Annotated in this window: 20 protein-coding genes; 9 read left to right on the forward strand and 11 right to left on the reverse strand. The window is 58.1% G+C overall.

The features are described 5' to 3' along the window. The 6 genes from ACESLM_RS25580 to ACESLM_RS25605 form a co-directional block, all read right to left on the reverse strand. Window positions 1-1,023: Uma2 family endonuclease (locus tag ACESLM_RS25580; protein ID WP_372636124.1), on the reverse strand; the 1,023-nt coding region annotated here is incomplete at its 3' end. A 67-nt stretch (window positions 1,024-1,090) separates the two neighbouring features. Then, window positions 1,091-1,693 carry a Uma2 family endonuclease gene (locus tag ACESLM_RS25585; protein ID WP_372636127.1) on the reverse strand — a complete coding sequence of 201 codons (603 nt, stop codon included), beginning with the start codon at window positions 1,691-1,693 and terminating at the stop codon, window positions 1,091-1,093. Window positions 1,694-1,899: 206 nt separating this feature from the next. After that, window positions 1,900-3,933: a DUF5107 domain-containing protein gene (locus ACESLM_RS25590; protein ID WP_372636129.1), complete on the reverse strand. Its 2,034-nt coding sequence runs from the start codon at window positions 3,931-3,933 to the stop codon at window positions 1,900-1,902. A 20-nt stretch (window positions 3,934-3,953) separates the two neighbouring features. Continuing rightward, entirely contained in the window at window positions 3,954-4,784 is an 831-nt protein-coding gene (locus ACESLM_RS25595; RefSeq protein WP_372636132.1) for a carbohydrate ABC transporter permease, read from the reverse strand. A 17-nt stretch (window positions 4,785-4,801) separates the two neighbouring features. Continuing rightward, the gene (locus ACESLM_RS25600; protein WP_372636134.1) at window positions 4,802-5,710 is read right to left on the reverse strand and encodes a carbohydrate ABC transporter permease; all 909 of its coding nucleotides are present in this window, start codon (window positions 5,708-5,710) and stop codon (window positions 4,802-4,804) included. 128 nt (window positions 5,711-5,838) lie between these two features. Further along, window positions 5,839-7,245, reverse strand: a complete 1,407-nt coding sequence (locus ACESLM_RS25605; RefSeq protein ID WP_372636136.1) for an ABC transporter substrate-binding protein — start codon at window positions 7,243-7,245, stop codon at window positions 5,839-5,841. Window positions 7,246-7,485: 240 nt separating this feature from the next. On the opposite strand from ACESLM_RS25605, the gene ACESLM_RS25610 reads away from it, so the two are divergent. From ACESLM_RS25610 to ACESLM_RS25620, 3 genes are read left to right on the forward strand one after another with little or no spacing between them, the layout of a single operon-like run. Further along, window positions 7,486-9,306, forward strand: coding sequence for a sensor histidine kinase (locus ACESLM_RS25610; protein ID WP_372636138.1), 1,821 nt, complete (start codon window positions 7,486-7,488; stop codon window positions 9,304-9,306). Next, a complete protein-coding gene (locus ACESLM_RS25615; RefSeq protein WP_372636140.1) occupies window positions 9,299-10,747 on the forward strand; it encodes a response regulator in 1,449 nt (482 codons plus the stop codon). Before ACESLM_RS25610 ends, ACESLM_RS25615 begins: the two co-directional genes overlap by 8 nt. Then, window positions 10,744-12,330 carry an extracellular solute-binding protein gene (locus ACESLM_RS25620; protein WP_372636142.1) on the forward strand — a complete coding sequence of 529 codons (1,587 nt, stop codon included), beginning with the start codon at window positions 10,744-10,746 and terminating at the stop codon, window positions 12,328-12,330. Before ACESLM_RS25615 ends, ACESLM_RS25620 begins: the two co-directional genes overlap by 4 nt. A 4-nt stretch (window positions 12,331-12,334) precedes the next feature. On the opposite strand, the gene ACESLM_RS25625 is transcribed toward ACESLM_RS25620, so the two are convergent. From ACESLM_RS25625 to ACESLM_RS25635, 3 genes are all read right to left on the reverse strand, one after another. Beyond that, complete coding sequence (locus ACESLM_RS25625; RefSeq protein ID WP_372636144.1) at window positions 12,335-13,318, reverse strand: cell wall hydrolase; 984 nt, start codon at window positions 13,316-13,318, stop codon at window positions 12,335-12,337. A 176-nt stretch (window positions 13,319-13,494) separates the two neighbouring features. Further along, window positions 13,495-14,535, reverse strand: a complete 1,041-nt coding sequence (locus ACESLM_RS25630; protein WP_372636146.1) for a FecCD family ABC transporter permease — start codon at window positions 14,533-14,535, stop codon at window positions 13,495-13,497. Between the two features lie 2 nt (window positions 14,536-14,537). Then, complete coding sequence (locus ACESLM_RS25635; protein WP_372636170.1) at window positions 14,538-15,584, reverse strand: FecCD family ABC transporter permease; 1,047 nt, start codon at window positions 15,582-15,584, stop codon at window positions 14,538-14,540. Window positions 15,585-15,847: 263 nt separating this feature from the next. Between ACESLM_RS25635 and ACESLM_RS25640 the strand changes: the two genes are divergently transcribed. Beyond that, on the forward strand, window positions 15,848-16,252 hold the full coding sequence (locus ACESLM_RS25640; RefSeq protein WP_372636148.1) for a CBS domain-containing protein: 405 nt from the start codon (window positions 15,848-15,850) through the stop codon (window positions 16,250-16,252). On the opposite strand, the gene ACESLM_RS25645 is transcribed toward ACESLM_RS25640, so the two are convergent. Both ACESLM_RS25645 and ACESLM_RS25650 read right to left on the reverse strand, forming a co-directional pair. Continuing rightward, on the reverse strand, window positions 16,242-17,126 hold the full coding sequence (locus ACESLM_RS25645; protein WP_372636150.1) for an aminoglycoside 6-adenylyltransferase: 885 nt from the start codon (window positions 17,124-17,126) through the stop codon (window positions 16,242-16,244). The two genes, ACESLM_RS25640 and ACESLM_RS25645, sit on opposite strands and share 11 nt — an antisense overlap. 49 nt (window positions 17,127-17,175) lie before the next feature. Continuing rightward, the gene (locus ACESLM_RS25650; RefSeq protein WP_372636154.1) at window positions 17,176-17,634 is read right to left on the reverse strand and encodes a GNAT family N-acetyltransferase; all 459 of its coding nucleotides are present in this window, start codon (window positions 17,632-17,634) and stop codon (window positions 17,176-17,178) included. A gap of 306 nt (window positions 17,635-17,940) precedes the next feature. Between ACESLM_RS25650 and ACESLM_RS25655 the strand changes: the two genes are divergently transcribed. From ACESLM_RS25655 to ACESLM_RS25675, 5 genes are all read left to right on the forward strand, one after another. Then, window positions 17,941-19,617, forward strand: a complete 1,677-nt coding sequence (locus ACESLM_RS25655) for an extracellular solute-binding protein (protein WP_372636156.1) — start codon at window positions 17,941-17,943, stop codon at window positions 19,615-19,617. A gap of 88 nt (window positions 19,618-19,705) precedes the next feature. Continuing rightward, on the forward strand, window positions 19,706-20,611 hold the full coding sequence (locus ACESLM_RS25660) for an ABC transporter permease (protein WP_372636159.1): 906 nt from the start codon (window positions 19,706-19,708) through the stop codon (window positions 20,609-20,611). A gap of 33 nt (window positions 20,612-20,644) precedes the next feature. Then, the gene (locus tag ACESLM_RS25665; protein WP_372636162.1) at window positions 20,645-21,529 is read left to right on the forward strand and encodes a carbohydrate ABC transporter permease; all 885 of its coding nucleotides are present in this window, start codon (window positions 20,645-20,647) and stop codon (window positions 21,527-21,529) included. A gap of 48 nt (window positions 21,530-21,577) precedes the next feature. Next, window positions 21,578-23,347 (forward strand): histidine kinase, encoded by a 1,770-nt coding sequence (locus ACESLM_RS25670; RefSeq protein ID WP_372636165.1) that lies wholly within the window; start codon window positions 21,578-21,580, stop codon window positions 23,345-23,347. After that, window positions 23,325-24,966 (forward strand): response regulator (locus ACESLM_RS25675; protein WP_372636167.1); only part of this gene is annotated, 1,642 nt, incomplete at its 3' end. The genes ACESLM_RS25670 and ACESLM_RS25675, both read left to right, overlap by 23 nt.

Consider the following 24,966-nt stretch of genomic DNA (forward strand, 5'->3'; position numbering starts at 1 on the left):
CAGCCAATATTCGCGCACGCCGAATTTCTCGTAGCCGTTCTTTTTGATCGTCTTGTCCCGGCGTCCCGTGCTTGCAGATAAAATCTCTACAACCAGATCGGGCGCGCCATAGATGTACCCGTCTCGGATAATTCCGCGATTCGCGTTGGCAATATAAATCAAGTCCGGCTGAAAAATGTTGTCCTCGTCAAAATGAACGTCCAGCGGCGCGAACAACACCTCTCCATCCTTCGCACAGTTTTGGTGAAAACCGAGAATCAAGTCTCTCAGCACCTGCTGATGAGCGTATACCGGCGACGACAGAAAATCGTACCGTACTCCTTCGATAATCTCATACCTCTCGTCAATCAGATAGTTTTTCGGAGTCTCCTTGACTTTCCCCTGCTTGTCCTTGGCTTCGCTTTCGTCGTTCCCCTCTTCCTCCCGCAAGATGTCTCCCAGATTTAAGTGCAGGCAAGGCACGGTCGGCGAGGTCAGTGTCTGCTCTTCCGTCAGCGTCGCCACCGCTGCGTACTTCCCGTCCACGAGCACGAATTGTTCCACCAGCCGATGGGCAAGGTCGACTATCCAATACTCGCGCACGCCGAATTTCTCGTATCCGTTCTTCTTGATCGTCTTGTCCCGACGTCCCGTGCTTGCAGATAAAATCTCTACAACCAGATCGGGCGCGCCATAGATGTACCCGTCCCGGATAATGCCGCGATTCGCGTTGACAATATAAATCAAGTCCGGCTGAAAAATGTTGTCCTCATCGAAATGAACGTCCAGCGGCGCGAACAGTACCTTTCCTTCCGCCAAGCAGTCGTTGCGAAAAGCGGCATACAGCTCCCTTAGCACCTGCTGATGAGCATATACCGGCGACGATAGAAAATCGTATCGCACCCCTTCGATAATTTCGTACCTTTCATCGATCAGGTAATTTTCCGGAGTCTCCTTAACCTTAACCTTAACCTTAACCTTCCCCTGTCCGGCTATCTCCTGCTTGTCCTTACCTTGAGTTCCGTCGTTCCGCTTCTCGGTCATCCCCTTGACCTCCTTTGAAGAAGTTGTTCAACAGTCCAATTGTCGATCAACGATCATCCGATCCCTTTCAGTTCAACTCCAACAGCCTCCGAACCAGCTTATCCTTGAACAGCCCGCTCACCGGGAAGGAGACGCAGGGCACCTTGTCCGACGTTACGCGATCGTCGTTCTCGAACAGGTCTCGCAGCTCGTATCGCTGTTCGCCGGTCAGCTCGAACCGTTCCAGCGTCTGCGCAGCCGGATCGACGATCCAATATTCGGGTACGCCGTGCCTGGCATAGATGTTCAGCTTGTGCAGGCGGTCTCTCTTATGCGACCACGGGGAGAGCACCTCGACGACAAGATCCGGCGTCCCCTCGACTCCGCGCATCGTCACGATGTCGGATCGGCTGTGATGAATCATAATTAAGTCCGGCTGAACGACGTTGGTTCGGCTCAGAATGACGTCCAGCGGAGCTATTAAAATAAAGTATTCCGAAGCGCAGCTCTGCACGAGAAGGTGCAAGGACGAGCCGATGACCTGATGAACGGTAGACGGCGAGGGGGACATCAGCTCCAACTCCCCGTCAAGCACCTCGTATCGCTGTCCGTCGTCCGGCATTTCCGCATAAGCCTCGTAGGTTACCGGATGTTCCATGATCCGATCCTTATTCGTTTTTTTCCTCGCCATCGGCTCCATCTCCTCGCTCAAATGAAAACACCCCGACAAAGCAACACGTCCCGTGTCCGGCTTTGGCGAGGTGCTTCCTCGTTCCGTCATCCTATTTATCTTATATTTCCAATTATGCCATTCCGGGCAGAATCCTGTCAACAAGTGACGAAGCAGGGGGCGAAAAGGCGGTGAAAGATGCTCCTGAGCGGGTTTGCATACACGTCCTAGCCTCCGATCATGCGGAAATCGATCGGCCCCGGAGGCGGAAACTTCGCCTTCGCCTCGGCCAGAAGCGCGTCCGACAGCTCCGTCTCCCGCTCCTTCGCCAGCTTCAGCGCCTGATACTTGTACCACAGCTCGATAATCAGCGTCTCACCTTCGCGGATAACCGCGAACTCGGTCTCGAACAGCCGGCGCATATACTCGTCCTGACCCAGCTCCAGCGCCGCCGCCCCGACGACGATCCGAATGCGGTCTCCCTCGGCCAGCTCGGCCGGCAGCGATTCGTACAGCCGCCACGCCCGCTCGAACTCCCCGCGACGCACGAGCAGCTGCAAGTACTCCTCGGCGAAGGCGCGATCCGGGAAGCTTCCCGACACGAGATAAGCCTGCTCGTAGCAGGCCGCCGCCCGCTCCTCGTCCCCCTGGCGTTCGGCCAAGCGGGCCAGGTTTCGGTAAGCCCATGCGGAAGGGCGAAGACGAAGCGACGTCTTCCACGCCTCCTCCGCTTCCTTCTCCTTGCCGATCTCCAGCAGCATAACGCCGTAATGCAAATAAGCGTTCCAGTTCCGGCCGCGGCTATCTCCGCCGCTCAGGCTCGTCTCCAACAGTTCCCGCCATTCGTCCTGCACCATCCACGATGCCGGCACGTCTACCGCCGCCGTCTCCGGCAGCCTGCCCTCCCCCAGCAAAGCCAGCCAGGCGTACTGAGGCTCGCCGAGCGCACCGTCCGGGAACGCAAGCCCTCTCGGGACGGAACGTCCCTCCCGCTCGGCTCGGCGCAGCCGCTCCAGCGCACCCCAGCCCGAACCGGTATGCAACGGCTCGCCGCCCGTCCGTTCTGCATGCTCTCGTAAGCGCTCGTGAACCGCAAGCACCTGCTCCTCGCCCAGAAGCGCGTCCACCGTTCTCTCCACGGCCTCCCGCGCCTCGTTCCAGTCCGCTGCCTGGGCCGCCTCCGCGTCCACGCTGCCCATGCCGATCAGCTGCGTGAAATCCCACACCGCGTTCCCGGGCATCTTCAGGCCGTGCAACTGCGTCGGAGCGAAGCCGCCCTGCACTTCCACGTAGCCGCCCTCTCCCGGCTTCGCCAGGAAATCGCGCCAGCGTCTGCCGCCCGCATGATGGCCCCAGCAGAACATCTTGCGGTAGCGCAGCCTCGCCGTGGACCGCTCGTAGAACAACCTGCCGTCCTCGTAGGCGACCACTTCCCACGGAGAGCGGCATTCGGCCGGCGTCAGGAAGAAATATTCGCTGGAAAACGGAAATTCCATCGGGTAAGAAGCGTCCCCGCCCGGCAGCGACGGCAGGCCCGGCAGCTCGCCGACGCCATGGCCGCTTAGCTCCGGGGAAATGTAGACCGCCTTCCCCGTCGCCGCGAACACCCGGCAGCGCTCCGTCTCCTCCACGGCGATGTTCGTCCACCAGTACATCGGCACGGGCCGCTCGTTGTCGTTGACGATGCGGACATAGATTTGCAACTCCTTCGCGCCCGGCGGCAGATGGCAATCGATCTGCCAGAATACGTTCCGGCAGCGCTCGTACTCGTACATCCTCACGAACTCGTTGCCGTCGCGGTCCCGCAGCCTGGCCGCATGAACGGGCGAGCAAGTCCCGAACGTATGGCCGATCTGCCCGATGTTCCACTCGACGCCTCCCGAGAACCAGGCGTTCAGAATCGCCAGATTGGCCGGCTGGAACACCGGGTTGCGGTACAGAATGTCCCGGCCTGTCCGGAGATCCTTCAACGCGTACAGCCGTCCGCCGTAATCCGGCAGAAATACGGCCTGCAGCCGCTCGTTCTCCAGCACGATCGTCTTCAGCGCCAGCGGAACCCGCTTCCGCGTATAGCGATCCTGCATCCGGTAGGGCAAATATCGCTCTCCGGTATCGTCGCCGAATCCTTCCCGAAGCTCGGGCGTAAAGCTGCCGTCCTCCGTCACCTCGCGGTGCGGATTGCGGCCCGCGAACATCGGCAGCGGGTTCTCGCCCTCCAGCCGCGCTCCTTCCAGCTCGACAATCGACGTGTACACCTTCATCCCAACGCCCCCTCCCTTAGCTAACCCTTAACCGAGCCGATCGTAATGCCGGCGATAATCCTCTTGGACACGAACAGATAGACGATGAAGCTGGGCAGAAACACGACCATGCACGCCGCGAAAATGCCGCCGTAATTCCCCGTGTTGGAGTAGCCGTAGACGATAGACTGAAGCGCCAATGCGAGCGTACGCGTGCCTTCGTCGTTGGCGAAGATGAGCGCGTAGAAATATTCGTTCCAGACGCCGAGGAAGTTGAAGATCGTCAGCGTAATGATGCCCGGCTGCGCAACCGGCAGAATGACTTTCACGAACGCCTTGATCGGACCGCAGCCGTCGATCGCCGCCGACTCCTCGAATTCCTTCGGAATCGACGAGAAAAATCCGGTCAGGAAAAACACGCCGAAAGGCACGTTCGTGCAAATATAGATCAGCACCAGCGTTGCAATCGAGCCGGTCAGCTTCAGCCCGACGAACAGGGAAAACAGCGGAATCGAGATCAGAATGCCCGGAATCGACATCGCGGACACGAACAGCAGATTGAGAAAACCGGAGCCTCTGAACTTGACCCGTCCCAAAATGTAAGCGGCCGGAGCGGCGACCAGCGCGATGCCGGCGCACGAGGCGACCGTATAGATGATGCTATTCAAGAAATAGCGGCCCATCTCCTGCTGTTTGAACAAATCGATGTAATTGGACAGTTGAACGCCGCTTCCGAGCAGCGAATGGGTGAAAATGTCTCTCGTCGTGCTCAGCGACGCCAGAATGACCCAGCCGAACAGCACGACGGAGAACGCCAGCCAAGCCGCCAGCGGTACGTAGGCCGGCAGCAGCCGCAACCCTTTATTGCGCAATGGAATCGCCTCCTCGCTTAATATTCCAGCCGGTCTTTCGGGAACAATCGACCGATCAATACGGCGGCGGCGATCGTCGCAACCGTGATAAGAATGCCGACTCCCGCGCCCGCTCCGACGTTGAACGAGTCCTCCAGATAGACGCTGCCGCCCTTGCCGAACACTTTCTGGTACATGTAGTAGCCCGGAGTCACCGTATGCGGATCGTCCAGCCCGAACGTCGCCGACCAGACGAAGAAATTGAACGCCGTAATCGTCCACAGCACGAGCGTCGTCCGGAACACGTCGCGCAGCAGCGGCATCGTAATCCGGATAAATTTCGTCCAGACGCTCGCTCCGTCCAGCGTCGCCGCCTCGTAATAGTCGGTCGGAATTCTCCCGATGCCCGCATTCAGAATGAGCATGAAGTAACCGATCGAGCCGAAGCTGAAGGCCATGATCATCGAGTAGTAAATATGCTCGTTATCGGTCCATTGGATGTCCGCCAGCGCCGTCAGTCCCAGCTTCCTGAACAGCGTCGTCAGCAGTCCGTAGCTGGAATTGAAGACGTACTGCAGCCAGACGACAGACAGGACGACGGCCGACACCGTGTTCGGCAGGAAAATGAGCGACCGCCAGAACCCTTTACCTCTCACGTCCGAAGTCAGAATGACCGCGAACAGAAAAGCGAATGCGAAAATAAGCGCGCCCCCGATCGCCCATATGCCCAGAACGTTCTTCACCGAATCCAGGAAATATGGGCTGCGGGACAGCGTCGCGTAATTGTCCCAGCCGATGAATGTCCACTCCGCCACCTTGCTGGACAGCGAAGGAATATCGTAAAAGCTCATCGCGAATGTTCGCAGCGTCGGATACAGAAAAATGACGAGGTAGATCGCGACGGCCGGCCCCAAAAACAGGGCGATGACCGTTTTTTTCAGCTTCATGAGGCACCTCCCGTTGGAAACTTGCCAAGCAAAAACGCCTTCGGCGTGAATCGCGCACATAACCGGCGAATAGCCGGGCGAAGCGGCTAACCCTTCCGCGTGCCCGGCCCCTTCCCCCTACCGAGAGATTAGCCGCCGTAGAACTTCTTCGCCGCCGCGCTCATCTTGTCGACGTATGCTTCCGGGCTCAGTTTGCCCGTCGCCAGCTCCATGAACACGGGGATAACCGTACCCGTAGAGAAGTCGCCGCCGTTATCGATGCCGTTCCCCCAAGGCATGTTCACCTTGGCGTTGCCGAACGCAGTCGCGGCTTCCGCCAGCGGAGCCGGCCATTCGGTGTCGATTGTAGCCGGAATGGCCAGCGCCTGATCCGACATCGCCTGCTGCGCCTTCTTGCCGACCAAATATTTGACGAGTTCGAACGCCGCGGGAACGTTTTTGCTGTTTTTGTTCAACAACAGGCCTTGCGCGCCGAAGGTCAGCCCTTCCAGCCCTCCTTGGCCGTTGCCGTTCGGCACGATCGGGAATTGGAACGAGCCCCAGCGGAAATCCGGACCGGCCGTGGCGGCGACCTCGTTCGGCAGCCAGGTGCCGTTCAAGTACATGCCCGCCTTGCCGAGAGCGAGATCCTGCTGACCGGCCGGATACTTGTTGCCGGCGATCTTCTTCGACAGGTAGCCCTGCTCCCTCAACAACTGCATGTCGTTCGCGAATTGCTGCACGATCTGGTCTTTCCACCTCTCGCCGGTCTTGTCTTTCACCAGGCTGTCCGTCCAGTCGCTGCCCATCGCGCTGCCGAAATAGCCGCCGATGAACAAGTCGCGATAAGCGTCGTCGAATGTGATCGGATCCACGCCGATCTGCTTAAGCGCCTCGCACGCCGCCAGGAATTCCTCCCAGCTCGTCGGAACCGCCGTAATGCCGGCCTTCTCGAACAGCGCCTTGTTATAGAAGAACAACACCGCGTAAGGCTGCTGCGGGATCGCGTAGTAGCCCTCTTCCAGACCGGCCTCCGTCGACAGCGTCTTGACCCACTCGATGAGCGACGGAATGAGAGAATCCTTCACAGACTTGCCCTCGCTGCCGGCTGACGGCTGCTGAAGCAGATCGTCCAGCTTCAGCACATGGTCCTTCAGGTTGGCCAGCGCCGCGCCCGGGTCCTGCTCGAAAATGTCGATCTGTTGGCCGCTCTCCAGCGCGGGCTTGATCAGCTTGTTGATGTCCCGGCCGTTGAACTTCAGCTCGACCTCGACGGCGGGATTGTTCGCCTTGAATTCCGCGACCGCCTCCTCGATGACCTTCGCCTGCGGCTCCGTGTTGCTCCACATCGACCAGAACACGACTTTGCCCTCCAGCCCCGAAGCGGACGGGCTCTCATCCGCCGGAGCGGATTCCGAAGCCGACGCCGACGGCGAGGCGGACGGAGACGCGCTCGGCGACGCCGATGGCGCTGCCGAATTGCCGCAGCCTGCCAGCAGCACAAGCGCCAAAATAAACGATAGCATTGCGAATATGCCTGTCTTTCCGTTGTTCACGTTCGATTCCCCCTATGAATTGGTTGATGACGTTTACAATTGCGATTATAGGGCGAACGGACCGGGCAAAGTATGGCGCCGGATTAGATTAAAATGGACGGCGATTAGCGGCTGCTCCCGGCAAAGTATGTCTTCTCGTTAGATAAACATGGACTCCAGTTAGAAGAGCGCTTCGCCCCGTCTCTATAAGAAATGGATCGTGATATAATCGGAGTACTAGCAGCGGAAAGCGGTGACCCCGTGGGCGTACTGAAAAAGCTAAAAATCAAAACGCAAATTATGATAGCGGTTGCATGCGTGCTCGCCGTTATGCTTCTGATCATCTACTCACTCTACGAGCAGACGTCCCGGATCGTCATCCGCAATAACAGCCAATATACCGAAGACCTCGTCCGCAAGTTCAAGCTCGGCATGTCCCAGAAGGTCGACGAGGTCGGGCAGATCATGCTCAATCTCGGCTTCGATCCGTTCCTTCAGCAATATTTGACCCAGGTCAATCCGGGCTTGCTGTACGAGATGAGCAAGGAGTTGGACCGCAAGATCATCTCCTTGAAGGCCGGCCGGCAAGGCATCGAGGACATCGTCCTGATCGGCGCGCGGGGCACGAAATACAGCCTCAACGGCGGCATCGAATACGTGCGGGAACTGGAGCCGGAAATCTTAAGCAGCGACGGCGTCTACGTAAGCGGCCTGCGGAAATTCAGCTACAGCGGCACGCCGCAAAATACCTTGGTGTTCGCCCAAAATATATACTCCGACGGCACGAACGGAAGCGCGGACAAACGAATCGGTTACATTGCGGTCATCGCCAACGTGGAGACGATGTTTTTCGATTCCGATACGCCGCAGTCCGAGCCCGGAGCCGGTTTCTATCTGATCGACCGGTACGGCCGGGCGTTCCCGGAGACGAACGGCGACGATATTGCCCGCAACGTCGGGACGTTAAACCGCATGTCCCGGGAACAGCCCGCGATCAAGGACTCCATCGGAGGCATCAAGGGCTCGGTTCAGCTCCACCCGCTCGCCGCCATCGACTCCTCGCTTCTCAGCTTCATTCCGGAGGAGGCGCTGCTGGCCGAGCTGAACAAAGTGCGCACGCAGAGCGTCTTTATCGTCCTGTTCGCGCTCCTTCTGATGGCTCTGCCCTTCGCGATGATCATTAACAACATCGTCCATCCGATTCAAGTGCTCGTGAAGTTCATTAACAGCATGAAATCCGGAGGCGCGATCCGCGAGGCGAAGAACGATCTGAAGCTGGAAGGCAATCTGGAGATGAAGGTCGTGGCCGAGAAGCTCAACGGCATGCTGAACGAGCTGAACAGCCTGACCCACAAGCTCGTCGAGACGACGACCCATCTGCTGGAGGCCGAGATCGAGAAGGAGAAAGCCGCTTCCGCCTATTTGCGCAGCCAGATCAACCCCCACTTCCTGTACAACACGTTGGAATCGATCAAGGGCGTGGCGCTGGAGCTCAGGGCGGACCGGGTCGTCGAGATGACCAAGGCGCTCGGCAAGCTGTTCCATTACAGCATCAAGGGGCCGGGCTGGGTGACGCTCGACCGCGAGCTGAACGCCGTTCAATCGTACGTCTTCCTGCAATCGATCCGTTTCGAGGACCGTTTCGAAGTGAGCTTCGAGTTTTCCGAGGAGGCTTTGAAGGCGCCAGTGATGAAAATGATTTTGCAGCCGCTCGTCGAAAACGCCATCTTCCATGGACTGGAGCCGAAGACGACGCCCGGCAAGCTGCTGCTCTCGGGCCGCGTGGACGACGGAGCCGTTCTCGTCCTCGGCGTCGTCGACGACGGCGTCGGCGTAGACGAGGAGATGCTGGCGGCGATCCGCGGCCGGCTGGCGGCGCGGCCGCCGTCTCTGGGCCGCGACGGAGCCGAATCGTCCGTCCCGACGGAAGGGCTCGGCGTTCTGAACGTGCACAACCGGCTCAGATTGGCCTATGGCGAAGAAGGCGGTTTAACCTTCGACAGCGAAGCCGGGCGGGGAACCCGGATCTTCCTGCACATACCTTTGCATGCTGCGCAACCGGGAGGAGATACGGATGTATAAAGCGCTTCTGGTCGATGACGAGAATCTCGTGCTCAAAAGCCTCGAAGCCGGAATCGATTGGCGCAAGTCGGGGTTTGCCGTCGCGGGCAAGGCGAATAACGGAGCCAAGGCCCTCCAGCTTGTCCGCGAGCTGAAGCCTCATATCGTGTTCACGGACATCCGCATGCCCGGCTTGTCCGGGCTGGAGCTGATCAAGCAGATCAAGGAGACGAACGCCGACATCCAGATCGTCGTCATCAGCGGCTACGCCGAGTTCGCATACGTGCAGAAGTCGATGAGCTACGGCGTGCTGGGCTACTGCCTGAAGCCGTTCGACGACCACGAGATCGACGGCCTGCTCCAGACGGCGGCCAAGGCGATCGAAGACGTCCGGCAGAAGCGCGAGAACGAGCTGCTGGAGCTGATCGAAGAGCCGGCCGGAGAACAGGCCGACGCCGCGTTCGACCGGCTATTGCGGGATCACGGCTTGGGCGAGGATTTGTTGTATGTTCTCGTCTCGCTGGGCAAAGGCCGGCTGAACTTCCGGGAAGGCGCGAACGCCGTATCGATCCATCTAGGCGGCTCGCGAACCGGCTATTTCGTGCAATGCGCGAGTGCCGAGCTGCTGCGCGACCTGATTCGCGAGCCGATCTCCGCGGATATTCAGGGCGTCGGAGCCGCGCGCGCGGGACGAAAGCTGTGCAGCGTCATTAAAGGGCTGGACGCGGCGACCGTAAACGCCTGGGACTTCTTCGTGCACGGACGGGACGCCGTCCACATCCGCGAAGAAGCGGACGGCGAGACGGAAGCCGACCGGCTGGTGCGGCAGCTCGAACGGAGCGCCGCCAAGAAAGACACCGCCGCGATGCGGGAGCTGCTCGGCGAGATGGCGCAGCCCGGGAACCAACGCGGTCTCACCATCGTACATGCGCTTATCGTCTACAACCTCGTCTACTTTCACGCCTCCTCCGATCTGTCGGCCGCGCCCGAGGAGGACTACATTTTCAGCAGGGAGCAGCTCTATCACTTGTATGGCACCTTCGAAGCGATGATCGACAGCCTGCGGGAGGAGCTTCGCGGACCGGGCTGCGGGCCGGACGGCCGCCCCGAGCGGAAGACGGAGCATGCCAACTTGAAGGAGATCGTTAAGCACCTTAACGAAAACTATCGGAACGACATCTCCATCCAGAGCATCGCGAGAAGCTTCTATATGAATCCCAACTACTTGAGCCAGCTGTTCAAGCGGGAGCTGAACGTGACGTTCACCGAGTATTTGACCCAGGCGCGTCTGAAGCAAGCCCGCCTGCTGTTGGAGACGACGGCCCTCTCCATCGGGGAGATCGCGGAGAGCGTGGGGTTTCGGGACTACTTCTACTTCATCCGAACGTTCAAGAAACACGAGAAAATAACGCCCCGGCAGTATCGCCTGCACGTCGGGACGCCGCGGGAGGAGAAAGCATGAGCCGTTCGCGCCGCGCCTCCGCCTGGCTGCTCTCCCTTCTTCTGGCCGCTTCGCTCGCCGGATGCTCCGGTCCGGCTTCCGACGGCAAGCCTCCCTCCGCGGACTCCGAACCGATGGAGATTTCCGTCGCCTTCTGGGATCTCGCAGAGACCATGGCGCAGGACGATCCGGCTCTTAAGCTGCTCGAGCAGAAGCTGAACATTACGATCAAGCCGATTCCGATCAAAATCGAGAACTACGTGCAGCAGATTCAGATGTGGGCGTCGAACGGCCAGCTTCCGGATATTTTCTCCGTGGACGCGGTGAACTCCCACTATTACAAAAGCTGGCGCGACCGCGGCGTCATCAAACCGATTCCGGACGATCTGTCCGCCTATCCGAGCCTGCAGGCTTACTTGAGCCTGCCCGGAACCGACGACTTGAAGGACGACGGCAAACTGTACTTCATACCGCGGCAGACGTACGACAGCACCGACTACAACGTTCTGGACCGAATCGTGGCCTATCGGTGGGACCTTGCCCGGCAAGCCGGCATTACTCGGGAGCCCGAGACATGGGAGGAGTTCCGGGCGATGCTGAAAGCGATCATCGACCATGATCCGGAGAAGAAGGGCGTGCGGGGACTGACCTCCGTCGGCAACCTGCTGCTCGGCGGGCTGTTCTGGCTGTACAGCTCCCCCGCCGCCACCAGCGACGGCAGCGGCAGCGACTTCAAGTGGATCAAGGAGGACGGCCGCTACATTCCCGCCGTATTCTCCAAGCATTCCATCGAATCGCTGAAGCTGCTGCGGGACTTCTACGCCTCCGGCCTGATTGATCCCGACCTCCCGGTCACCCGGGGGGAGATGGCCAGGGACAAGTTCGCCGAAGGCAAAGTGGCTGCGCTGATCTTGGCGGGCGGCGCGCAAAACTTGGACGTGAGCATCTACAAGGAGAGGTGGCTGAAGCTTCATCCGGAAGATACGTCCTTCTACGACAAGGTTAAGCTGCTTAAGCCGCTGCCGGCGCTGGACGGCAACCGGTACCATGCCGTGTTCAAAACGTTCTGGTCGGAAAGCTATATTTCCGCGAAGGTGGACGACCGGAAGATGGCCCGCATTCTGGAGCTGTTCGATTATATGAATACGGACGAGTTCAAGGAGATGCGGCGTTTCGGCTTGGAAAACGAAGACTTCGTCAGGGAGAACGGCCGCATTCAGCCGCTCGATCCGGACGCCAGCGTCATGACGAAATACAAGGCGTTCTCCGCCTTCGCCAATCTGCTCGATTGGGACGGCATGTTCAAGCTGAATCCGGATTACGTCGGCATCACCCCGGAAGCAAGAGAGGCGCAGCGGGAACTGGTCGACTACTCCATGCGCGAGACTCGCAAGCAGGCTTACGAGCCGCGGCTGACGCGGTTGTCCACCCCGGCCAAGGACGGCTTCACGATCTTCGACAGCGACGATATGATCCGCGTTATGATCAGCGACCTGCCCGTGGAAGCGGCATGGCAGTCCATTATCGACGGCTATAAAGAAAAAGGCCTCGACCGAATGGTCGAGGAAGTGAATGCACGAGCCCGTGAGCTCGGCATCGAGTAAGCTATTATTTGGCGTACCGGTGGCTGCCGATCGTCGCGATCGTCTCCAGACCGGACCAGAACGACCCCTTGGTCACTCTGGGGTTATAGAAATAGACGGCGTCCTTCACGTTGTTCTTCCCGTTCAGCGCGTCTTTGGCGGCGCGCAGGACGGTCGCGTTCGGCTTGCTCTTGTCGAGCAGGCCGTTGTGCGCGGGCGGAAACTGCTTGCCCGAGTAGATGACGTCGCGAATCGAATTGGGAAAGCGCGAGTCCGCCACGCGGTTAAGCACGACGTTCGCAACCGCCAGATGCGCCTCGTACGACTCGTAGCCGACTTCGACTTGCACGAGCTTGGCCAGCAGACGGTAATCTTCCTCGGTGAACGGCTTCGCCTCGTTATCGAAAATCGAAGGCACGACGACCTGAAGCTTCGTTCCGGCCTCTACGGCCTCGGCTTTATCCAGCCCGTTGCGCTTGAGCAGCACGGCCTTGCTGACGCCATGCGCCTCGGCGATTTCCTGCAATCCGTAATGTTCCTCCACGACCGCGGGTTCGACCGATTCGATTTCGGCCAGCAACGCTTCCGGGTCCCACTTGATCTTCGCGTGCAGCAGCTCGGCGACGTAGCGCACCGGAATATAGATTCTGCCTTCCGAGAAGAACGGCGCGGCGTCCATCACGTAGCGCGAATCGTTGAAGTAGACGACGGGCACGCCGTTGGTCAACACAATCTTGTCATTGTATGCGGTATGGATCGTCACCGCTTCGTTCTCCGAATCCCATTCGGCTGTCGCGTTCAGCAAGCCGGTCACGCTCGCGATCGGCAGGAACAGCCTGCCTCCGAGAATTTGCGCCGGTTCGGTCAGCTTGACCGTCTTCCCGTCGACCTTGACCGTAATAGGGTCCTCGTCCGCGGCCGCCGCCGACGGCAATCCGATGCCGAGCAGGAGCAGAGCGGAGAGCGACAGGAGCAGGATCGCCCGAATTTGCTTGCTTCTATGGAGCATGAGAACCTCCCGAAGGTACAAAATGTATCGTTAGCGTTTTCTTGCTACTGTAAAAATATATCACAACACCGGGGGCGAGCAGGATTAACTTTTTCACACAAATGAGGGTTTTCGCGAAAAAAGAGAGGCTCGGGCTGCTGCGCCCGGCCTCTCCGTTCGGAATAATTGCGCGACTTCTACCCTTTGGAACGCACGAGCAGATAGAGGAAGTACGGAGCGCCGATGACGGCGACGACGATGCCGGTCGGAATTTCCGACGGCTGGAACACCCATCTGCCCAGCGTGTCCGCCACGAGGACGAGCAGCGAGCCGGTCAACACGGTCGTCGGCAGCAGGATCTGATACCTCTGCCCGACAAGCCGCTTGGCCAGATGGGGCGCGATCAACCCGACGAAGCCGATGCTTCCGCTGACCGCCACGCACGAGCCCGCCAAGCCGACGGCGGCGCCCAGCAGCAGCAGCTGTTCCCGGCTCACGGCCGCGCCCAGATTTTTCGCCAGCGAATCTCCCAAAGACAGCACGTTCACGGTCTGGGATTTCAAGTAGACGTAAGGCAACAGGATGCAGATGAAAGGAAGCAGCGCCCAGACGAACTTCCAATCCTTGCCCCATATGCTGCCCGCCATCCAGGTAGCCACGAATTGGTATTGATCCGGGCTGATTCTCAGCGTGATCACGATCGTAGCAGCCGAGATGCCCGAATTGAGCGCGATGCCGTTCAGAATGAGCCTATTCGACGACAATCCCCTGTGCCTGCGATACGACATGGCGAAGACGAGCAGAGCCGCCACGCCGCCTCCGACCCAAGCGAGCACCGGCAGCACGAAAGCGGAAGCTGCCGTGATCGTCGGGAAGAAGGCGACGTACATCAGAATCATGAATCCGGCGCCGGAGTTGATGCCGATAATGCCCGCATCCGCCAGCGCGTTGCGCGAGATCGATTGAAGGACGCAGCCGGACAACGCGAGGCCGGCGCCGATCAGGATGGAGATGACGATCCGGGGCAGCCGGAATTCGTACAGGATCAAGTTTTGCTGAGCCGTTCCTTCGCCGAACAGCGTTCTTACTAAGTCCAAGGGGGTCAACCGGATAAATCCGGTATTCATACTGGCCATGAATGCCAGAATAATGGCAGCGGACAGAATGAAGAGAACGATAATGTTGCGTTTGCGCTTGGCGAGCTCCTCGGGAGATTTCAACCTTATGTATTCGCCCATCCCTACAGCTCCCTCCTTTCCTTATTCGCAAGATAGAGGAAGAAGGGCACCCCGATAAGCGCGATCAGCGCGCCGATCGGCGTCTCGAAGCCCGGACGCACCGTTCTCGCCGCCAAGTCGGCCAGCACGACGAGCACTGCCCCAAGCACGGCCGAAGTCGGTATAATCCACCGGTAATCCACGCCGACCAGCTTGCGCGCGAAGTGAGGCACGAGCAAGCCCACGAACGAAACCGCCCCTACTGCGGATACGGCCGAGCCCGCAAGCACGATGACGATGACCGTTCCCATGAACTTGGTAAAGCCCGAACGAAGGCCGAGCCCTTTGGCCACGTCTTCGCCGAGGCTGAGCAGCGTGATGGATCTCGACAAGACGATCGCTCCGGCGATGGCCGCCAGGATCCACGGAAACATGACCTTCAAGTGGAACCATCTCGTGCCGGCCACGCCTCCGGCATACCAGAACGCCAGGTCCTGACCGATGCGAAAATGGAGCGCTATGCCTTCGCTTAGCGCGGTCAGCAGAGCGGACAGCGCGGCGCCCGCGAGCACGAGGCGAATCGGCGTCAGCCCGCCCTTGGCGATCGATCCGAGCGCGAATACGAACATGGCGCTTAACGCCGCGCCGATAAAACAGACCAGAACGAGGTACGAATAAGACATGCCCGGGAAAAAGGCAAAACAAACCGCGAGAGCGAAGCCCGCTCCCGAGTTTAATCCCAGCAAACCCGAATCGGCCAGCGGATTGCGCATCATCCCTTGCAGAATCGCGCCCGCTACCGCGAAGCTGCTGCCCACGAGAACGCATCCGAGCACCCTCGGCAAACGCAGCTCCTGAATAACCTGGTGATCGGTCAAATCCGGATTGTATTGGAAAACAGCCAACCATACCTCTTCGAAACGGATATCTCTCGCTCCGAACGTCACCGACACGCCGATGCCCAAGATTAGCGCGACGATGCCGCCCAGAATGATCAGAATGGCGACATTCGGACGCGAATGAATTTGCTTGACCGCTTCGGCCGCGCTCGCCGGCCCGACGGATTCCAGCGCATCGGGAGCCGCGGACGATTGCCCGGGCTCTTGGGATTGTTTGCTTATTACTGCCACGTTAGGTCTTCCCCAGTCTAGTGAATTTTTGCAGTAACTCGAATTCTGCAAGCCGACTCTTTATATTGATAAAGATTATCATTATCATTTTTTGCTGTCAATGATTAATCCCGATTGCTCTCGTGCGGGGGGAGACCTCGGAGCCCAAATATGTTTTAATAGTACTGTAGCCCGACAACGCCCGAGAAGGAGGAACGAACCCGATGGAAATCCGATCGTTTTTGCTGCCCAAAGAAAAAGTCGCGTATTTAACGACCGCGGAGTCCATGAAGGAAGCGCTGGAGCTGCTGGAGGCTTCCCAATACTCCGCCGTGCCCGTCATAGATACGAAAGGCAAATATATCGGCACCCTGTCCGAAGGAGATCTGCTCTGGAAGCTGAAATGCACTCCCGGACTGAGCTTCGACAATATGGACAAAATTCCGGTCTCGGAGATCAAGAAACGGATCTACAACGAGTGCGTGGCGATTAACGCCCATATGGAAGACATGCTGACGCTGGCCGCCGACCAGAACTTCGTTCCCGTCGTCGACGACGCTCGCGTGTTCCTGGGCCTGATCAGGCGTAAGGACATCATCGAATACTACACGAGAAACATCACCGACTAGCGCCGCGATCTTCCTCGGCCTCGTTCGCCCATGCCTTTACACGCAATAAGTATTCCGTGACCTTCTCGTCCTCTTCCCGAGCATATTCGCAATTCAGGCGTCCGGCAACATCCGCGGCGGTTCTGCGGAACAGCTCGGTCATTTCGAACAACGCCGTCCACACGTTTTCGTACGCGCCGCCCGGGTAAGTCGCCATCAGCTGCCGCCAATCCCGCTCCGACATATACTTCTCCAAGTACTTTCCGCATTTGCCGATGCTGACCGAGAAGCCCGTCTCGAATCCGACCCGCCATTCGATCATCTTCAGCAGCATCGGCCTCATGATCGAATTCAAGTGCTCCAGAGCAAACAAAATTTCCTTCCTCCACAGCCCTTTGGCGACATACGTAGACGTCATCCAAAATTCGTTGCAGCAATCCGCGATAAATTCCGCCGACGGGCGCTTGACCCAGTGGTCCTCGTCGCTGGAGGGCGGAACGTCCGGAAAAACGCCGTCCTTGTCGAGCAGCACCTGCATCAGCTTGTCTTCCTTGCGGTATTCCTCCGCCTCGTCCAACGGAATCAGGGTAAGATCCGCCTTGTTGCCGTCCGTAAAAATCATTAAATAGGAAAAACGCCTTCCCAATTCGGACGGAAATAAGGCCATATCCTCCGGCGTCTGCAGGATGATGCGCTCCCCGAAGCGGTCGATCCAGGACGGATCGTCGATAAAGAGAGCCATGTCCGTGACGTGATAGCTGATGTCGTAGTCCTGGAAAACGTCCCTGGGGGCGTTCGGATTCGTCCGTGAGCCCTCCAGCGTAACGGCGCGGATCTGCTCGCGCTCTCTCGCGAAGTTCAGAAACAGCTCCATCATTTCTCGTTCGCTTCTCATGCTTCCCCTCGCCTCTCTCCGGTTCCCCAGTCTACACCGTACATCCTCCCTACTCCAATTCAAGGGTCATGAACGCGCTGTAAGGGTCCTCTGCGTAGTCGGCGAACGGCTCGCAGTAGCGAAAACCGAAGCTCTCGTACAAGGCTCTGGCCGGGACGAACGACTCCATCGAGCCCGTCTCCAGGCTTAATCTCCGGTAACCGCGCCTCCTGGCTTCGTCCACGATATGCTGAAGCATGCGCCTGGCGACGCCCTTCCTCAGATGAGCCGAAGCCGTACGCATCGATTTGATTTCTCCGTGCAGCGGGTCCAGTTCCTTCAGCGCCCCGCAGCCCATCAATTCGCCCTGATCCCATACGCTCCAGAACGTGACGTCCGGCCGTTTCAGCCCGGTCAGATCCAAGGCATGCACGCTTTCCGGCGGAGACCCTTCCGCCATCGACGCCAGATGCTGCCGAATGAGCTCCCGCACCTCGCCGCCCGTCAAATCGTCCTCTCTGATTTCCATCGTTACCGCTCCTCGCCGTCCAGGTCTCTTTTTAATTGTTATTCATCTTCCAAGATATCAAATCTGTTCCGCAACCGTCCACGGAAAAATACGTTCTTACATTAGAATATAGAGGGCAGTTCCGTTGTCGAAGCGACTTCGGAGCCGCCCTCTCCGTCTATTTGCGCAAGCCGGTCAAAAGGTGTATACGAAAGGTAAAGACTAGTATATGGATGACCGTCGCCCCCGTTCCTATACTTGAATTAGGAAGCGAAGCTGCCCTGGTGCAGCGGGACTCACCATCATCAGACATTGTGGAGGGGTAGTATGAAGCTGGGCAGGAAATTCCTCTTGATCACGACCTTGATTGTCAGCGTGGCACTGGCCGCGTGCGGCAACAATGCGAAGGAAACGCAGAAGTCGTCGCCGAGCGCATCGCCGTCGGCGTCAGCCAGCTCGAGCGGTTCGAGCGGACCCGAGAGCGGCGGAGTGATCGAGGTATCGACGGTGTCTCCGAGCGATCCGTACCTGAAGTTCGACGAAGGCGAAAGCTGGGAGAAGAACGCCGTGTACGACGCCTACGAGAAAGATGTCGGGGTCAAAATCACGAACAAATGGATCGCCGACATCACTCAATTCAAGGAAAAAGTAAAAATTACGATTGCCTCCGACGATCTGCCGGATTTCCTGCTGGTCAACGCGACTCAGCTCAAAGAGCTGACCGAAGCCGACATGATTATGGATTTGACGGATGTGTACGAGCAACATGCGACGGAAGAAACGAAAAAGTTTCTGACGATGGACGGCGGCCTGCAGATGAAGACGGCTACGTTCGACGGCAAGCTGATGGGCATTCCCAGCTCTTATAATCCGTACCAGTATCAGTACCTGTACGTCCGCACGGATTGGTTGAAGGAGCTGAACCTGCCCGAGCCTAAGACGATGGCCGATGTGGTAGCGATCTCCGAAGAGTTCAAAGCGAAAAACCCGGGCGGCAAAAGCACGACCTACGGGCTTGCGGTCAGCAAAAACCCGTTCAGCATCGAGACTGGGGTAACCGGATTGCGCGCCTTCCTCAACGGCTATCACGCCTACGAGAACATCTGGATCGAAGACGGCAACGGCGGTCTGATGAACAGCGACGTCCAACCGGAAGTAAAGCAGGCGTTGGTCGCGCTTCAGGATATGTTCAAGAAAGGCCTGATCGACCCGGAATTCGCCGTCAAGGACACGGAAAAAGCAGCCGAGCTGCTCTACGACGACGGCATCGGCATGGTGTTCGGCGCTACCTGGACTCCGGCTCAACTCGTTAAGGGCGCGGTCAAAGACGGCAAAGTCGTGCAAGAATGGGGCGTCTTCCCGATTCCGTCGGTGGACGGCAACCCGGCTCGTCCGCAGATCGGTATCGGCGTAGACGAATACTACGTCATTTCCAAGAAAGCGAAGCATCCGGAAGGCGTCATCAAGCTGTTGAACCAATGGATCGTTATCGACAACCATCCGACACCGGAGCAGAAGGTGTACACGTTAGGCAAGGACCTGGTCGAGAAAGGCAGCAACTACTGGCTGCTCAATCCGCTTCGCGTCGGCAAACAGCTCGACAACAACGGAGAGATCCTTCCTAAAGCCATCGAAACCAAGGACGCGAGCATCCTGCAAACGCAAGACCAGAAAAATCGTTACGAGGGTGCGATGAAATTTGTCAACGGCGATACGAGCATGTGGTGGGAATACTTGATTTCCGGTCCGAAGGGCGCCCTGTCCCTCAACCCGGAAATTCAGAACAACAAACAATACATGCAGAACAAATTCTACGGCACTCCGACGCCTACGATGGCCGACAGACAGGAAATTCTGGTCAAGAAGCGCGACGAAGTGTACTTCAAGATCATTATGAATCAAGTGTCCGTCGATGAATTCGACAAGTTTGTGGAAGAGTGGAAAAAGCTCGGCGGAGACGAGATTACGAAGGAAGTCAACGAATGGTACGCCGCCAATAAATAAACCCGGACACGCGAGAAAGAGGGATGGGTCCACACCATCCCTCTTTACCGTTGACAGCCCGGCTCAGCTTAACATCGAGGTGAATGGCATGAATGGACTAACAAGGATATGGAAGAGGGAATGGCCGCTGCATTTGATGCTGATTCCGGGCCTTTTCCTGGTGCTGCTGTTCAGCTACGTCCCGATGGCGGGCATCATCATGGCTTTTCAGAAATACGTGCCGAACAAAGGCTTGTTCGGTTCCCCTCTCATCGGCATGAAAAACTTCCAACTGCTGATCGACTACCCGGATATCGGGCGCGTTTTCTTCAATACGATGTTTATTGCGGTCATGAAAATAGCGGCCGGACTGTTCGTGCCGATTACGATAGCGATTCTTCTTAACGAGCTGCGTCGGGAATGGATCAAGCGGACGTTTCAGACGCTCGTCTACTTGCCTCATTTTATGTCTTGGGTGCTGCTGAGCGGAATACTCGTCGACATCTTGTCCCCCTCCTCCGGCATTTTTAATCAGGTGCTTGGATGGTTCGGAATCAAACCGATCTTTTTCCTGGGAAGCAACGACTGGTTCCCGTACGTCATGGTAGCTTCTGACGTATGGAAAGAGTTCGGCTTCGGCACGATCGTTTACTTGGCCGCGCTGACAAGCATCAACCCTTCTCTATATGAAGCGGCAGCCATGGACGGCGCTGGGCGGATTAAGCAGACGTTCTATGTCACGATCCCCGGCATGATGCCGATCATCGTACTGATGCTGACGCTGAACATCGGCAACGTGCTTAACGCCGGCTTTGAACAAATTTTCAACCTGTACAGCCCTCCCGTCTACGAAAGCGCGGATATCATCGATACCTTCGTCTACCGCATGGGCGTGCAGCAAGCTCAGTTCGGCTTTGCTACAGCCGTAGGCCTGCTCAAATCGATCGTCTCGTTTCTGTTCGTGTCGCTGTCCTACGTCCTAGCCTACCGGCTGGCGAATTACCGCATTTTCTAATGATCCGCCCGCCGTTCAGAAGGGAGACTTACCATGATTACTGATCGATCGCTCGGCAGAAGAATTTTTATTGCGGGAAACTTCACGTTCCTGCTGCTGATCTCCTTTCTCTGCCTGATGCCTATTATGCATATTCTGGCCATTTCGTTCAGCTCCGGAGCCGCGGCTGCAGCCGGCAAAGTGTCCCTGTGGCCGGTCGACTTCACGACCGCCGCCTACGAGAACGTGTTCGGCAAGCCCGAGTACTTGCGCGCCTTCTGGGTGTCGATCCAACGCGTGCTGCTGGGTACTTCCCTGAGCATGACGCTGATGATCGTCACCGCTTATCCGCTGTCCAAAGCCCCCCATCAGTTCCGGCTCAGAACGTTCTACGCATGGCTGTTCGTGTTTACGATTCTGTTCAGCGGAGGGCTGATTCCGACCTATTTGACCGTCAAAAATCTCGGGCTCATCGACACGCTGTGGGCGCTCGTGCTGCCGACGGCGATCCCGGTTTTCAACGTCATCCTGCTGCTGAACTTCTTCCGCAATCTGCCCAAGGAGCTGGAGGAATCGTCGCGCATCGACGGCGCGGGCCATTTCAAAACGCTGTGGAAAATCTACGTCCCCCTCTCCCTGCCCGCCTTGGCGACAACGGGGCTGTTCACGGTCGTCGGGCATTGGAACAGCTGGTTCGACGGCATGCTGTACATGAACCATTCCGAGAACTACCCGCTGCAGACGTTCCTGCAGACGGTCATCATCAAGATGGATTTCCGCTTCATCAAGGCGGAGAACGTCGAGCTGATGATCAAGCTGTCCGACCGCACGAGCCGGGCGGCGCAAATCTTCGTGGCGGCGTTCCCGATTCTGATCGTCTATCCGTTCCTGCAGCGCTTTTTCATTAAAGGCATTGTCATGGGAAGCGTAAAAGAATAAGATCGGAGTTACTCACAACTTGGCGAAAACGAACCGGGAGCGCGAGCGATGAAGAACCTATTCTTTCTGCACGAGTCGTCCATATTCAAGAAAATCATGGCTGCCTTCCTGGCGGCCTTGTTGCCTATGCTGGCGATCACCTGGATGATCAACGAGCGGGGCTCGGCCAACATCCGCAGCGAAATATCCGGTTCTGTGCTGAACACGACCCGATTCTATATGGACTCCCTGGACAAGGAAGCGGACCGGATCAGCCGCTATCTGCCCAACTACGTCATGGATCAGGACTTGATGGAAGTCGCGGCCACCGGCAACGAGATGAGCTCCTACGAGCGTTCGAGCAAAATTCTCGACATCCAGCGCCGGCTGGAGCTGATGAAAAATTCCAGCCCGTACATCCGGGAGGCCAAAGCCTACATCCCCCTTATCGAGCGGACGGTTCTGAGCAACAATTACGAAACCCATCTGGACGAACGGGAATACGTATCGATGCAGAACGGGGCCAAAGCTTACGACGAAGCTTTTATTTACTGGAACGATCGCTATTTCATTACGATGCAGTATCCCGTCAGCACGTCCCGAAGTCCGCTGTACGTCGTGGGCGTCGAGCTGTCGGCTTCCAAGATCCGGGAGACGCTGGCGCAGATCGGCGGCGCCCGGGGCGGACACAGCGTGCTACTGAATTTGAAGCGCGGCTGGCACATCGACACGGGCATGGACCCGGAGCTGCTGGAACGGGTGACGGCATTCGCGTCGGCCAAACAGGAAGCGCTTTCCGAAGAAGGCTACGGAACGATCGTCCACCAGGGCGAGCGTCTGCTCGCCGTCTACAAATACTCCAGCCTGTGGAACGCCTACTCGGTCACCTGCATTCCGGAGGCCATGATCCTCGGCTCCTTGCAGATGTACCGGACGCTGTTCTGGTGGGCTTGCGTCCTTGCGGTCGCCATTGTGCTGTTCTTCACTTATTTCCTGCTGCGCCTGATCTACCGGCCGCTGATGAAGCTGGTCCACTCCTTCCGCCGCGTTCAGCAGAACCGGCTGGAGCCGATCCCGATCAATCGCGGAGCCGACGAATTCGGTTATCTGTACCAGGCGTTCAACGACACCGTGCGCTCCTTGAAAACGCTCATCGAGGAAAACTACGAGCAGCAGATCCGCAACCAGCGATCGGAGCTGAAGCGGCTGCAGTCGCAGATCAATCCTCATTTTCTGTACAACTGCTTCTTCGTGCTTTGCAGATTGATCAAATCCGACAAGCATAAGGAGAAAGCCTATCGATTTTGCCTGTACATCGGACAATACTTCCAGTTCATTACCCGCAACGACGAGGACGACATTCCGCTGGAGCAGGAGATGGAGCATTCCCGAACTTACGTCAAAATGCAGACGATCTGCTACGGCGACCGGATCGAGGTCGGGTTCGACGGAGAGGTCCCCCCTATTTACGTGCCGAGGTTGATTTTGCAGCCGGTTATCGAGAATGCGTACAAGCATGCGCTCGGCAATAGGCTTCATCCGGGGGAGCTATGGGTGCATACCGAGCTAAGGGGCGACGAATTTACGATATATGTAGAGGACAACGGCCAAAGCATCAAGGACGAGGAGATCGAGCTAATGCGCAGGAAGCTGCGGCATTCCACGAGCCGGATCGAGGAGACGACCGGACTCCTGAACGTCCACCGCCGGATTCAGCTGCGCTACGGAGAATCGTACGGCCTGTCCGTGGCGAGATCGGAGCTGGGCGGGCTGAAGGTCGGCATCAAATTATGCGCGAGCGACAGGGGGAACGAACATGTACAGACTGCTGATCGTTGACGACCTCCCCATTATCGTCGAGGGGCTTGTGGAGCTGTTCGAGCAGAACGGGCATTTGCCGCTGGAGACGGTGACGGCCTATTCGGGCGAGGAAGCGCTGGAGGTGCTGTCCTCCAGGCGCATCGATATCGTGATGTCCGACATCAAGATGCCGGGCATCGAAGGCATCGAGCTGCTGCGGGAGATCAAGTCCCAGTGGCCGGCTTGCAAGGTGATTTTCCTGACCGGGTACAACGACTTCGAATACGCCAAGAGCGCGCTCACCTACGGCGGCTTCGATTATATTCTGAAGGTCGAGAGCGACGATAAGATCGTACAGGCGGTGCAGCGGGCCGTCGCCAAAATCGAGGAGGAGCAGGACCAGGCGAACATGATCGTCCGGGCGCAGTCCAAGATGAGACAGGCGTTGCCCTCGCTGCAGAAGGACTATATATGGGGACTGCTCCAAGGCAAGCACGTCGCGGAAATCCAGCTCGACCGGATGTTCCGGGAGCTGGACATCCCGCTCGACGCGTCCCTGCCCGCGTATCTGCTCATCGGAAGACTGGATGCGTGGAAGGAGACGTTCACGGCCCCGGACAAGGCGCTGCTCTGCTATGCGATGCAAAATATCGGGGACGAGATGCTGTCCGCGCAGGTCCGATGCTTCTCCGTCGTCTTCGAGCTGTCCAAGGTCGCCTGGCTGATCCAGCCCAAGTCGTGCGCCGAGCCGGGCGGCGCGGAATGGCTTAAGGCGCACCGCTATGCGAGCGGCATTCTGGAGTCTGTGCAGGCGAACTGCCGCAAGCTGCTCGGGCTGTCGGTCTCCTTCCTGCTGGCGAGCGAGCCGGCGGACTGGGGGGCGCTGTCGGACCGTTTTCACTCCGTCAAATACGCTCTGAGCCTCGGGCACGGCTTGTTCAACGAAGTCATCCTGACCGATAAGGATCTGCCGCGGGGCCAGTCCGCCGAGTCTGCCGGGGTCGGGCGCGACAGCTTCTACCATGCCCGGGTCCAACTGCTGATGAGCTGCCTGGAAAACAACCGCCGCGAGCAGTTCGACCAGCTGTACGCCGAGCTTACGTCCGTCTGGAACGATCCGGCGGCGCCGCACGAGAGGAAAATCGAGCTGTACCATTCGCTGTCCGCCGTGTTCCTGTTCTGCCTTCAGCAGAACCGGGATGCCGGAGAATACGTCAATACGCAGCTCGATCTCGACAAGCTGTTCCGGTACGACGAAGCGATGTCGTGGCCTGAGCTGGTTCAATATTACCGGCAGATGGCCGACTGCTTCTTCGAATGGAACGCGCAGCGCGGCACGGAGCTCCCGGCCGAATTGGTCCACAAGGTGCACGGCTACATCGAAGAGAACATCGCTTCCGACATCTCCTTGACGGCGCTGGCGGACTACGTGAGCCTGAACCCGTCCTACCTGTCCCGCTTATACAAGCAAATTACGGGAGTCGGGCTGTCGAAATACGTGAACGATTACCGCAACATGAAAGCGAAGGAAATGCTGCTGAACACTTCGATGAAGGTAAGCGAGGTGGCCGCCGCGCTCGGCTACAACTCGGCGCTGGCGTTCATTCGCTTCTTCAAGAAACAGAACGACATGACGCCTCAGGATTTCCGCTCCGCGC

Source organism: Cohnella sp. (assembly GCF_041641335.1).
In the GTDB taxonomy this organism is placed as follows: Bacteria; Bacillota; Bacilli; order Paenibacillales; family Paenibacillaceae; genus Cohnella.